Below are 12,514 nucleotides of genomic sequence, written 5' to 3' on the forward strand. Positions count from 1 at the left end.
TCGTGTCGTCCCTGACTGGAGCAAAGGGGGGAATGTGTGGCATTTGTGAGACATGAGAACCCGGCCCGCTTCGTACAGGCGGTCTCGTAAGCCCGAAGAGTCTGTCTGATCCCCTGAAATTCGTCAATCCCGGTTGTAGAAGCTGCTCGGCGCGGTCATCATGTTTTCAAACCGTGTACTTGCGTCACAATCCCCGCGATTCCCCATCTCTCCCATAAACCGTGTTCTCCAGCCGAGATCCATTCCTGAGACCGACCTTGGAAAAACAAACCACCCGTCCTTTGCGCATTTTGCGCAACTTACGCCGTTCTGGTGAAGTCGTCGCTGTGCTCATTAAGTATGGCTACGGCGATCTTGTCGACCGTCTCGGAATTACGCCTTACCTTCGTTTGCCTGCGCGTCTCTGGAATAAGGAGACGCCGGAGCATATTGCGCCCCTTCGGCGTGGCGAACGCATCAGGCTCGCACTCGAAGAACTCGGTCCCACCTTCGTCAAATTCGGCCAGATTCTCAGCACCCGTCCTGACCTGATTCCTGACGATATTTTACGCGACCTTTCGCGCCTGCAGGAACAAGTCACCCCGTTCGCCACCAGTGAAGCGATCCTGGCGATCGAGGACTGTCTTGGAAAGAAAATCGATGAGGTCTTCTCGGTCTTTCAGCAGGAACCACTCGGCGCGGGGTCTCTCGGCCAGGTGTATCGCGCGGTTCTGCGTCCGACCGACAAGCACGGCCCCGACGATGTCGTCATCAAAATCCGACGCCCGCATGTCGACAAAGATGTCGAACGCGACCTGCTGCTGATGATCGATTTTTCTATTTTGATCGCCCGCAACATTCCAGAATCGGAGGTCTTTGATCCCGTCGGCCTCGTGGAACATTTCAAACGCGTGATTCGTCGTGAAATCAATTTCACGAGAGAAGCCCGCGCGATGCAGGAGTTCCATCGTCTCTTCCGAGACGATGCGACGCTCTACGTTCCCAAGGTCTACAGCGATTACACACACGATTCAATGCTCGTCATCGAGTACATCGATGGCCTCAAGACCAACCAGCTCGACAGTATCCCCGCGCTCGATAAACGACGCGATATCATCGCCTCCAATGTCGCCCGCGTCTTTATCAAACAGACCTTCGACCTGGGCGTCTTCCACGCTGACCCGCATCCGGGCAATGTCCGTATCCTCAGGAACGGCACGCTCTGCCTCCTCGATTATGGCATCATCGGCCGACTTGAAGAGCGAACTCGTGGCCTGTTGATTGACCTGTTGTGCGTCATCCCGGAACGCAATGTCGAGAAAGGTGTCTCGGTGATCTTGAAACTCGGCCATCCGATGCACGCTGTCGATCGTGCACTTCTCGCCGTCGACTTTCAAGACTTCGTCGATGCCTATTTCGATGTCCCGCTGTCTCAAATGAACCTTGGCGAAATCCTCACCGACTTCGTCCGTATCCTCTCGTCCCACGGCATCGTCTGCCCGGCTGACCTTTTGCTTTTGATCCGCGCGCTGGTTGGCCTTGAAGGTGCTGGTCGGCAACTCAATCCCGGTTTCAACCTCGCTGACGTCCTGTTGCCCTCGATCAAACGCCTGGTTAGACGTCGTTATCATCCCAAACGCATGTTGAGTGGCGCATTTCACGATCTCTCACGACTCATCATGACCGCCCAGGAACTTCCTCACGATATCCACCGTACGCTCGATAAACTTAACCGTAACGACCTGCGAATCCACCTTCACCATGAACACCTCGATCGGCTCATCACCGAGCTCGACCGCTCCGGCAACCGCATCGTCATCGGCCTGATCATCTCCTCGATGGTCGTTGCCTCGGCGCTCATCATCCGCACGTCGCCTGCAGACTCCTGGATCAGCTCGATCGTCTTCATCATCTCAGCCCTGCTCGGCATGTGGCTGATCTATGGCATTTTCCGCAGCGGCCGTTTGTAGAAACGCGGACATAGTGGATGCCAGCCGGCGAGGCTTATTGAAGCAGCTGGAACGCGGCGAGAGTTGTTGAACCGCGAACGTAGATCTTGTCCTGGACGATCGCGGGATGTGTCAGCAGTCCATACTCCCCGTCAAGCAACTGATGGCGCCCGAGCAGCTTGAGTGGGGCCTGAGTGACGTCATACAGCTGCAGCTGAGCATCGTGGGTGAATACAAGCAAGCGATCACCAGAAGCGATGAGTGACGTATGGCTGCCGTAGCGATCATCTTTCACGCGGGCGATTTCTTTCAGTCCATTGGTGAGATCCAGGCAAAGAAGGACTTCGTTGACGCCGTAAAGTCGGTCTCCGATGACGACCGGGGAATGCGTATCGGGTGAAAGATCGAAATTCACCGCAAGTGGCTTGGGATCGAGATGCCCCTTTTCGTCAAATCGGTGAAGTCGGGTTCCCATGGTTTCCGAAACGAGGATCAGGTGATTCTTCCAGACAATCGGAGTCGGGACCTGGAAGTCATCGGTCGATTCCGGCGTGAACTTCCAGAGGACCTCACCCGTTTTTGCATCAAAGCCGCGAACGTGGGTGGAATCAACCCCAACGATTTGTCTTTTTCCACCGGCTTCCAGAATGACATAGCTACCGTAAGCGGGGGGTGAACTCTCAGTTGCCCAGAGTTCATCCCCTGATTCGGTATCAAATGCCGCCATCCCTGCGAGGACTCCACCGGGAGAGGTAATCAGCGTTTTGCCATCCAGAACGGGAGTGCCAGAGTAGCCCCAGGGAAGTTTGGCTTCGAGCCCATAAAGCTCGGCGATATTCATGCCCCAAGAGAGCTTGCCAGTCTCAAGCTGGATGGCATCCAGATGGCCGTGGGCTCCGAAAAAAAGAACCTGGGACGATGTTAACATCGGCGTGGCACGGGCATTGTTGCCATAGTCGAGGCGCCCTGCAGCCGGGCGGGTGAATCGCCAGCGTTCCTGTCCAGTTTCGAAGTCGATGGCATGAAGCAGATCCAGTTGATCATCAGGATCGCGGTCGGTGACGTAGACAGTTCGAGTGTCAGCTGCGACACCTCCCAGCCCCTGTCTAGATAAGGGAAAGCTCCACAGCTTCTTCGGAGGTTGATCAAATGACGCTGGAAGCCAACTGACGATGGCATCACGAGCCGGTCCACGCCAGCCTGTCCAGCTGTCGTTGGACGAGGGGCCAGAAGATTCCTTCTGCGATAGAGGCTGCGTGACAGGAATCAGAATTTCATCAAATCCGGTCAGCGATTCCAACGCTTTCAGAAGCTCTGGTTCCGTTGCGACCAGCTCCAATGCCTCTTTGATGTTTTCGCGAACAGCTTCATCCATCGTTTGATTCAGAAACACTTCGATGAACGGCACCGGATCGGTCTTGGCGATCACGCGAATCGATCCTTTCGGAATCGTTCCGCATCCTTCAACCAAAGGAGCCGCATAGGAGCTGATCACCGCCGCTGATTTGCCCGTCTCGGCTTTCTTCAGCATGCCGGAGCAGGCCTCTCCACAGGCAGGAGCGATTTCGTACGGTTTGTCAGGAGTAATGCCGGCCTTCTTGAAAGCAGCAAACGCAGCCGCGTATTTTTCATCGCATTCTTCCGGTCCGAAAATGATCTGATAGCCTGCCAGATCTTTCAGAGTCTGAGCGGGATCGTCTTTGGTGACGACAATCCAGCCCGACATGTTGGTGCTTCCTTTGAGATCTGAGAGGGCATAGGAAGGTCGCAGTGGAAGCTTGAGCTTGTTGGCTTCATAGACGATCACAGAATGTTTGCCGATGACGATATCGGCGCGACCAGCCGGATCTTCATCCACGCTCTTCTTCAGAGATTCGTTGAATGCAATGTCGACTTTATAACCGGTTTGTTTCTCCAGATGCTCAGCCAGTGCACGGTAGTTGCGTTGCGCATAGCCTGCAACACATGGACACGAATGTTCTTTCGCGAGCGGGTCCATAATGACCATTCGCAAAGATTTCGTGTCTTCCGCGAACAGGGATGAACTCAATGTGAGCCCGAGCATGAAAGCCATTGCCAGCATTGATGTGCGCATAGCGAACCTCCAAACTCTGAATTTTGCGATGAGTGTCAGACGTAACATAAGAAAAGAGCCGCCGCCATCATCAAGAATGATCAGGCAGCGGCGAGTGTTGACGAAATTCACAGATTCAGTTCGACGTTGCGACGGTATGTGGCGTCTCGTTAAAAATGAGAATCGACTTGTTGGTCAGATCACACATATAGACGCGTTTGAGCTCTTCATTCACAGCGAAGGACATGTTGCGACAGCCCCCCTGGAGTTTTGGCTCCTTGACGAGGATCGCCGCCAGTTCGCCGTCAGCCGTGTAGCGTTTGACATCGCCGCTCGATTCTGCCGAGTAAATGGTCCCACTCGGGGCGACGAACACATTCATCGGGTTACAGCAACCAGTGAAGCCGCCATCGTCTGTCGTGGCTTTCTTGCCGAAAGCGGTCAGTAACTTGCCGTCTTCGGCGTATTTCGCCAAGCGGTAATTGGTGTTTTCAGCACAGTAGAGTCCATCATCACAGGCCTGAAGATGATACTGGCCGCAGCAGCCCCGAAGCCCATCCAGGCATTTGCTGGCGTTGCTCAAAGCAAGGTCCGTCTTCCAGAGTGCATAGCCATAGCCTTTTTCTTCCGACAGAATCAGGAATAGTTCGTTCTCATGCTGACTGACGCAATGAACTTTGGTGAGTGTTGACTTGATCGACGCGACGGTTGCTGCAATGTTTTCCGGAGTTTTCTCCTGAATGTTGTCCTGGTAAAGCTTCATGTTTTCATTGATGCTTTCGAGGGTCGATTTGGCAATCTCGGCTTTGCGCTCCGCACGAGTCAGGGCGAGTGTTGCCTTGCGGGTTTCTGCCTCGATGCTGGAGCCTTCCGGCACTGGCGTTTTGCCATCCTGAAGGTCTTTCAGGGTTGCTTTGGCGGCTTCGACTCCTTCATTGGCCTTCTCCAGGGCAGCCTTGCGTGTTTCGGTCTGCTCTTTGAAGCTATCCACCAGCCCCTGATAAAGCTTGCTGGTCTCATCGATCCGGGCGATGGCCCCTGCTTTCAAAAGCTCTTCATCGCCAAGTCGTTCCTGGATGAAGGGAATCTCCGTTGACTTGATCGTATCGCCCGTGCTCTTGAAGCGTGCAAATCGTCCCGATCCGGCGACGATGATTTCCTCATCGGGACCAGCCGCGATGCTTTCAGCTTTGAAATCCAGATCGAATCGTTTGAGCTCTTCACCGGCATCGCTATAGACAATGACCATGGCAGATTTTTCATCGCCTTTTGCATCTGCACCGACTGACGCGTAACGATCTTCAGCCATCAAACAGGCGACTTTGCCAGTCGAGAGCAGAGCAATCGATTGCGGCGAGATTTTTCCAACCGAGCCGACCGTGATCGTCTTGGTCAGCTCATGCGTTGGTTTCAAGTTAGAAGTGGTCGCTTTGGCCGTCTCGCTGCCTGAGAGCAGTCCTTTGACGATCCCGGCAAACGAACCAGGTGGTTCCTCAGCGATGCAGGCCAAACCGATTGAATTCGAAAGACAGAGAGCCAACGAACAGGTGAAAAGCTTCCAACTCATGACAAACTCCGTTTGAATGCAATGTTTTCGAGGCACCTCGACGATTCGACAATCGCGATGGAACTACCAACGACCGCCGCTGCGGCAGGTAATAGACATTAAATCACGATCGTCGTCGTGCCTAGCTCTATCCTGAGAATCTTGTCGGATACTCACAGCTCGTTTTATCCATACATTTCGATGGGGCGACCCGTTTGGAATCTCTCTTCAAAAGGCTAAGCGCAACCATGGAATTCTTCGCCCGCGTCAGATTCAATGCGTTATGAACCAAGCGGGGGCGACGGATCATTCGCTCTTCTTAAACGCGAACGGGATTCCCGGTTGCAGCGTCAGGTTCAGCGTTGCCCCGTGATTGGCTCCCTGAAAGATTTCAAGCTGTACATCACCCGCCAGCTTCTTCGATCGATTCAATCGCGCGGCGAAGTCTTTAAGCGTCCCGAATTCCGTTGAGTTCCTGGTCGGTGGCAACTGCGAAGCCGGGCCACCCTTCTCCTCTGTTCCCGCCGTCATCAGCAGACGAGGTTTGGGAGATGGCTCATTTTGATTCTCGTAGAACGCTTTCTCCATCTCGATCATGCCGTAATCGTTCCACCATGTCGAAGGGCTGGCGGCAAGATAGGTCTGGTACGACTCAGGATGACGGAACAAAGTATAGAGGACGAAATAGCCGCCGAAGGAGTGGCCGAAGATCGCCTGGCGTTTCGGATCGACTTTGTAACGCTTGGCCATTTCTGGCTTCACGGTCTCTTCAATGAATTCGTAGAACTCTTCGGCTCCTCCTGATGGGGGCCAGCCTTTGCCGCCGCGCATGGGAGGTAATTTTTCCGGCGAACCTTCTGTCATGTAATCATAGGTTCTCGCCACTCCATCAATTGCCTGCTCCGACTGATAACCAAGCCCTACGATAATCGCATCGGAAACACCCGTCTCGCCGAATCGTCGTGACTGTGTGCGAGTGGCTTCCACGACACTGCTAAAGCAAGAATTTGCATCCAGCACATACAGAATCGGATAGCCTGCTGCCGGTGCCGGGCCCAGTGGCTCTGCTACAAAAAGTCGATAGGGACGACCACTTTTCGACGTGACATCAAACTGCTGCGTCTTCGGCATCGTCACTGCGCCGCGGCTGACAAACTCTCCTGGCTTGGAAACTTGTTGTGCAAAAACAGAAACACTCAGCGACAGAATCACCAGTGAAGCAAATGCATATCTCAAAATCATCAGGTCCACGCGATCATTCAGACAGATGGTCATAGTGGTAGAAATAAAAACGGATGATAAACAGGTTAGAAACTTGCACGCCCTGCCTGCAACAACGTCAACGGCTCCGATCGCCCGGTGGCAATGGCGGGCCATAATGCTGCGATCATGCACAGAGCAAACGTTAAACCATACCCAAACGCCAGCGACGTCCAGGGAATGACCAGTGGCGTCGCGACTCCTTCAAACCATGGGTTACTGACATAACGAATCAGTCCCAGGCAGGTCCATCCCGTCAGCACACCAAAGATCAGACTGAGAACACTCGCGACGAACCCGATGAGAATAGCTTCGGAAATCACCAGCCTCATCAAAGTGAAACGTCGCAGTCCGACGGCTCGTAAGATACCGAACTCCCACTTGCGTGCTCGAACAGACGTCACGATCGTATTGACGATTCCCAGTGAAACGACCAGCAACGTAATCAATGGCAGCCATCCCATTGCGTTCACGGCAGCACCGCCGCGTTGCCCCAGGCTTCGACGCACATCACTGATCGCCGTCACTTTCACTGGCTCTTCACCTGGCCCACCGGAACGACGCGTCGCCCCCGGACTCTCTGGCCCTGTCCCGACACGTCTTCCCGGCCCTCGACCTTTTCCACGGGCTGGTTGTTTTGCCAAGGCAAGCAGAGTCGCCATTTGCTCCTGAATCGAAGCAGGCGTTACTCCGGGCTTTGAATCAAGCCAGACAAACTCAGCAGGAGAGAGATTGAAGTCTGCTGTGACGATCGCTCGTGGTGCAAAGACAAGCCCGGCTGTACGGACAGAGTTCTTTCGCAGCCCTGACGTCTTCGAGATCCAGTTTGAGCCGGGTTCTGCCAACACACCCGCAATTCGGTACTTCACCGGCTGATCAGGAGACTTCGGCGGAAGAAAGCCAATCTCGTCTCCCACCTTGAGACCGCCAATCGTCATCAGCGATTCCGGGACAAGACAATGTCGTCCCTCTTTCAATTTCGCGAGTGCTTCCGTTCGGTCGCCCTGAACAAATTTCAGATCAAACGCATCCTTCACACCGAACGCTTCAACATCAATGCCGATAAGAATGACATTATCCTGCCGCACTGCGGTATCGCGTTCCCGACTCTTGAGCGGATCACCTTCCATTTTGACCTGCTCGACTGCGATCGGAAAACAGATGTCCGGATGGACTCCTTCGATCTGATGGATCTTCTCGATTGCAACTTCAGAGATCCCTTGATCAAACTTCACGATCATATCCGGTGTCCATTGCCCCGGCAGGAACCCACCGAGCATCGAGTGTCCCCAGACTTGTGTCGCGGTATAAAGTCCGAGTCCCAACATCAGCGAGGCTGCTATCCCGGCTGATCGCCACATATTGTTACTGAGCTGGGTGCTGACGAGATTCGTTTGAAGTCGCAGCACTTTCGCTACGAGCGGACTCAACACCTTCTCGACCAGCAAGACAATCAACGGCGCGAGCAAGACAAAACCAATCACAGTCGCAGGCGTCCCGATTCCAAGAATCAGCCCAAAGCGAACACTCTCGTTCAGCCCCTGCACAAACACCAGTAACGGATTGATCGCAATCAACAACAGGCTAAAAAGACCGATCAAAAGATAGGCGGCAGGATTCCCGCGGGATGTCGACAGAGGCGCCATCGCCTCCATCGGACTGACGCGAGTTGCTTTCCAAATGGGAAAAACAGAGGCCAGGATCGCACCCACCAGCGAGCAGATCCCGGTCATTACGATCGTCATCAACCCCAGTGAGACACCATTCGGAAACATCTGAGGCGTCGCGCTGGCCAGGATCGATAACAGAACGCAGCCACCCAGTAATCCGCCAAGCCAGCCGAAGACGGCGAGAACAAAGGCTTCTACCAGGACCAGTTGTGCGACATCGATTCGTCTCAACCCGACTGCCCTCAACACGGCTAACTGCCGCGATCGTTCATTCACTCCCATGCTCAATGTGGTGAAGATAATAAACGCCGATGCGAGCAGTGATAATGCTGTCACAAAGTAAGCCTGCTTCCTCGCCCCTTCTGCTGCAAACCCCGATGATACCTTGGCTTTGATATCTTCCGGTCTTAATATCTCAGCCGATGAACTCTCACTTGCGACGAGATTATCGATTAGTGCTGACTTCTTCCCTTTCGCTTGCCTCAATTCGAGAAGGTTGATTCGCGCAGGCTTGCCGGTCAACTTCTCAACAACGGACATAGGGACATACGCCGCCAGCGAAGCGGGCCCTCGATTAACACCACCCGGCGCTCCACCCTTTGTTCGGGTCATGGCAAACTCGACGTCTTGCACCTGCTCGACGATCCCGACCACATCCATCACGACGACTTCTTTGGCTTCCGTGCGAAACTGAATCTGATCGCCCGGCTTCAATGAAATCGCTTCACTGATGCCACTGCTGACAACCACCTCATTGGTCGATGTCGGGTCGAGCCAGCGGCCGTCGTTCAATTCGTATCGTGGTTCGTTCGATGTTGTCCCGACAATCGTTGGTCCCATGCGCCCTAGCCCACGACGCTGTTGTCCAGGTGCCCCTGCAGTTTCTGGCGATGCCGCCGCTTCTTCTACCCGTCGAAACGACATACGGAACTGGCTGACGGGATTGACCGCTTCGAAGTCTGCCAACTGCTGGACCTGATTCACCAGCGACGCCGGCAGTTCTCCTGTGACGTCCCGCGGCACGATGAACAAGTCATAGTTTCCGACGAACTCGTCAGTCTGCTCGTCGAACTCTGACGCCAGGCCCTCATAGGCGGAGACCACCCACACGACAACGCCGATCGATGCCACCATCGCGATCGCCGTCAGCGTCAGTCGCACGGTCTGCTGTTTCGCCTGCGCTAAAAATAGCTTCCAGATGACTCTCATCAGGCCCTCGCTTTTGGCGCACAGACGAGTTCCTGATACCGCAATGCCAATGCCTGAGCATCCGGGACTTCTTCGGACCTCCACTCTCGACAGATCGAGCCATCTTTCATGACGACAACGCGATTCGCCCATGCAGCGACAGAGGGTTCATGGGTCACGACGACAATTGTTCGTCCCTCTGTTTCATTGAGCTCCTTCAACAAGGAACACAACGCATGGCCATTGGCAGAGTCCAAACTCCCCGTTGGCTCATCCGCGAGAATAATCGCCGGGTCCGCCACCAGGGCTCTCGCGATCGCGACCCGCTGCTGCTCACCGCCACTCATTGAGTCCGGACGATGTTCCATACGATGCCCCAGCCCGAGACTTTCCAGTAGGCTCTGCGCGGCCTCACGACTTTCGCTCGTCTGACGCCCCAGTTCCACCATCAGTGGAAGCATGACATTCTCGAGGGCAGTCAATGAAGGAATCAGGTTGAACTGCTGAAAGACGATCCCCACGCGTCTTCTGCGAAAGTCGGTTAGTCGGCTGTCTGATAACTCGGAGAGATTTTGACCTTCGATACGAATCACTCCAGAGTCAGGTCGCGTCAAGCCAGCCATCACATGTAGCAGGGTACTCTTTCCTGACCCGCTGGCTCCCATGATGGCGACGAACTCACCTTTCTGGACATCCAGAGATACGCCATTCAGGGCCGTCACGAAACTGGATCCCTGGTGAAAACTTTTAGTGACCTCAGTTGCCTTGAGGGGAACGAGTGAAGCCGTGGAAGACATCGTTGCTTCACGCTCGGCGGTCAGATTTGCATTCACAGACAGTTTATCCTTCTCAATCGTCCGCGGAACTCTTTCAACTGGCCTGCCTCACGACAGGTATCTTGGCGGACGTAATCAGTTTGTTATCACCTCGTGCAGATCCGATTCGCAACACGTCTTGCTTTGAGAGTGGTTTTCGGATTCGGTCGCTGCGTGCAAAGGGATCTTCGGTGAGCCCATGCAGACCGGCAAACGCCAACCCGCATGGACAGCGCAATTCCGGTTATTTCTTTTTCAGGTTGTAGGGTTCTAAGACAATCGGCTTGCTTTCAACCTTGAGCTTGAGCGGAGACTTTTCCGGCGTTGCGTAAACGCCGCCGAGTAAATCCTTGACGCCCACATCCTGCCCGTTTTTAGACACCCACTCAGCCACGATGGTGACTGTGTAATCACCGGCTGGAACGCCGTCACCATAGTTGAACGTCGTCATCTTGAATTGTCCGTTGTCATCGGTGAATGTCTGACCGACATACGTCTTTCCATCCGCGTACGGCGATGAGGGATGCAGTGCCACGACAGATCGGACCGCTGGTGCGCCGTCTATCAGGACCTGACCTGAGACCGGAATACACCGTGGAAGCTGCGGCCCGGGATCTTCACATCCAGACACAAATGCAACAAACAATGAACTGACAACCACAGACAGCAGAGTTTGAATACGCATCGATCGGCTCCTGTCTTTTAGTATTCGCCCAGGACGTTGCCATCGTTCACCAGCAGCAATCGGCTGACGATACGGGAGGAAACGGACGAACTTAAAAAACGGACGCCGCCATCGCCAAACAGGTTCATCGCGCCACCTGAATGGAAGGCATAGATACCCGCGACGTTATTACAATTCACGGCACACTGCGCAGTCGTCCCCAACGTGACACGGCCTTCCACTCCAGACCCATCGAAAAACGAAAACGCATTACAGGGACCGCTCCCCCAGTCGCCCCAGACGGGTTGTGTGTATTTTCGATCGGCATAAGCTGCCGTGACCGAGGCCACTCCAGAACCAAGTGCAGAAGGTCCTGACTGCTGACGTCCTTTAATGTAATGCAGAGGTCTGCCGGCTGACTCACAGATGAGAAGAGCATTCGTAAGCCCATCCGTCACTTCCGCAATCCGACGATACTTCTGTAAGGCGAACTCCAACCCTGTGCCTGCCGCGATCTGATCGTCATCATTGAGGAACGGAATCGGATAACCACCTCCGCTATAAAAAGAGATGTAGTCCGAAGAGGCAATCTTCCTGACTGGTGTTGCATCAGGATCAGTCGTCGTCGTGGGACTGGTCGTGAAGGCGGCTTCAGTAACCACTCCAGTCGGAGTCTGGGATGGAAACGAATCTCTCTCGATGGCTGATGGACATCGAAAAACCGACAGTTTGGCCTGACAAGCGGTCAGATTATTGGACGCAGGTGTGTCAGCAGGCCCCTGGTAATAAGGCAGATTGAAATTGAACTGATCGTACAGAGAGCCTTGCTCCAGGAACGGGAGGATTTTCACGCCCCATCCATGGTAAATTCCGCCGGGGAGATAGCCGCTCGGCGCTGTCGCACGTTGTGCAGGGAACATTTGGTAGGCATCTAGATAGTTATGAAGCGCCAGCCCAATCTGCTTCAAATTATTTGAACAAGAAGACCGACGAGCCGCTTCACGAGCTTGCTGCACAGCGGGAAGCAGAATCGCAACGAGCGTAGCAATAATGGCGATCACGACGAGAAGTTCAATTAACGTAAAACCCTTACGCCCTACAATCATCAATGGCCCACTTTCAGACAGGAAATCACCGTTCGGAAATACTTGGCAGCACTTCACTCATGAGCAAAGCTCGCGCCATGACCAATTGAGCGGAAATCATCTGGAGTTTGTCTTGGTCATCGTCGAACCCGACTCGCTTGCGACGATATTTCGGCCATTCATGGCGAGTACTTCGCCAGATTGTTCCCAGCACACTGTCGATGGACTGCAACATCGTTCTTCATGTTGCGACAAGTCGAGTGGAACAGCGTTCGTACACGACT

8 protein-coding genes are annotated in these 12,514 nt (G+C 54.1%); 1 reads left to right on the top strand and 7 read right to left on the bottom strand.

Annotated features, from left to right (window positions below; all coding sequences use genetic code 11):
• The first annotated feature begins 326 nt into the window (after nucleotides 1–326).
• Nucleotides 327–1,949 (top strand): ABC1 kinase family protein, encoded by a 1,623-nt coding sequence (locus SH248x_RS01130; protein ID WP_459556673.1) that lies wholly within the window; start codon nucleotides 327–329, stop codon nucleotides 1,947–1,949.
• A 34-nt stretch (nucleotides 1,950–1,983) separates the two neighbouring features.
• Here SH248x_RS01130 and SH248x_RS01135 read toward each other — a convergent pair whose 3' ends face one another.
• The 7 genes from SH248x_RS01135 to SH248x_RS01165 form a co-directional block, all read right to left on the bottom strand.
• Nucleotides 1,984–4,023, bottom strand: a complete 2,040-nt coding sequence (locus tag SH248x_RS01135) for a PhnD/SsuA/transferrin family substrate-binding protein (RefSeq protein WP_459556674.1) — start codon at nucleotides 4,021–4,023, stop codon at nucleotides 1,984–1,986.
• Between the two features lie 115 nt (nucleotides 4,024–4,138).
• Complete coding sequence (locus tag SH248x_RS01140; protein ID WP_459556675.1) at nucleotides 4,139–5,569, bottom strand: NHL repeat-containing protein; 1,431 nt, start codon at nucleotides 5,567–5,569, stop codon at nucleotides 4,139–4,141.
• A gap of 285 nt (nucleotides 5,570–5,854) precedes the next feature.
• On the bottom strand, nucleotides 5,855–6,790 hold the full coding sequence (locus SH248x_RS01145) for an alpha/beta hydrolase (RefSeq protein WP_459558560.1): 936 nt from the start codon (nucleotides 6,788–6,790) through the stop codon (nucleotides 5,855–5,857).
• A 65-nt stretch (nucleotides 6,791–6,855) separates the two neighbouring features.
• Nucleotides 6,856–9,687 (bottom strand): FtsX-like permease family protein, encoded by a 2,832-nt coding sequence (locus SH248x_RS01150; RefSeq protein WP_459556676.1) that lies wholly within the window; start codon nucleotides 9,685–9,687, stop codon nucleotides 6,856–6,858.
• Complete coding sequence (locus SH248x_RS01155) at nucleotides 9,687–10,463, bottom strand: ABC transporter ATP-binding protein (RefSeq protein WP_459558561.1); 777 nt, start codon at nucleotides 10,461–10,463, stop codon at nucleotides 9,687–9,689. The genes SH248x_RS01150 and SH248x_RS01155 overlap by 1 nt, the downstream gene beginning before the upstream one ends.
• Before the next feature lie 262 nt (nucleotides 10,464–10,725).
• The gene (locus SH248x_RS01160) at nucleotides 10,726–11,166 is read right to left on the bottom strand and encodes a transthyretin-like family protein (protein ID WP_459556677.1); all 441 of its coding nucleotides are present in this window, start codon (nucleotides 11,164–11,166) and stop codon (nucleotides 10,726–10,728) included.
• A gap of 17 nt (nucleotides 11,167–11,183) precedes the next feature.
• A complete protein-coding gene (locus SH248x_RS01165) occupies nucleotides 11,184–12,251 on the bottom strand; it encodes a DUF1559 family PulG-like putative transporter (protein WP_459556678.1) in 1,068 nt (355 codons plus the stop codon).
• Nucleotides 12,252–12,514 lie beyond the last annotated feature (263 nt).

The organism is Lacunimicrobium album (assembly GCF_052161635.1).
In the GTDB taxonomy this organism is placed as follows: domain Bacteria; phylum Planctomycetota; class Planctomycetia; order Planctomycetales; family Planctomycetaceae; genus SXPC01.

Excerpts from the sequence above, each read along its gene's own strand:
- SH248x_RS01135 (WP_459556674.1), bottom strand. The coding sequence starts at position 4,023 with ATGCGCACATCAATGCTGGCAATGGCTTTCATGCTCGGGCTCACATTG.
- SH248x_RS01160 (WP_459556677.1), bottom strand. The coding sequence starts at position 11,166 with ATGCGTATTCAAACTCTGCTGTCTGTGGTTGTCAGTTCATTGTTTGTT.
- SH248x_RS01155 (WP_459558561.1), bottom strand. The coding sequence starts at position 10,463 with ATGTCTTCCACGGCTTCACTCGTTCCCCTCAAGGCAACTGAGGTCACT.
- SH248x_RS01140 (WP_459556675.1), bottom strand. The coding sequence starts at position 5,569 with ATGAGTTGGAAGCTTTTCACCTGTTCGTTGGCTCTCTGTCTTTCGAAT.
- SH248x_RS01145 (WP_459558560.1), bottom strand. The coding sequence starts at position 6,790 with ATGATTTTGAGATATGCATTTGCTTCACTGGTGATTCTGTCGCTGAGT.
- SH248x_RS01165 (WP_459556678.1), bottom strand. The coding sequence starts at position 12,251 with ATGATTGTAGGGCGTAAGGGTTTTACGTTAATTGAACTTCTCGTCGTG.
- SH248x_RS01150 (WP_459556676.1), bottom strand. The coding sequence starts at position 9,687 with ATGAGAGTCATCTGGAAGCTATTTTTAGCGCAGGCGAAACAGCAGACC.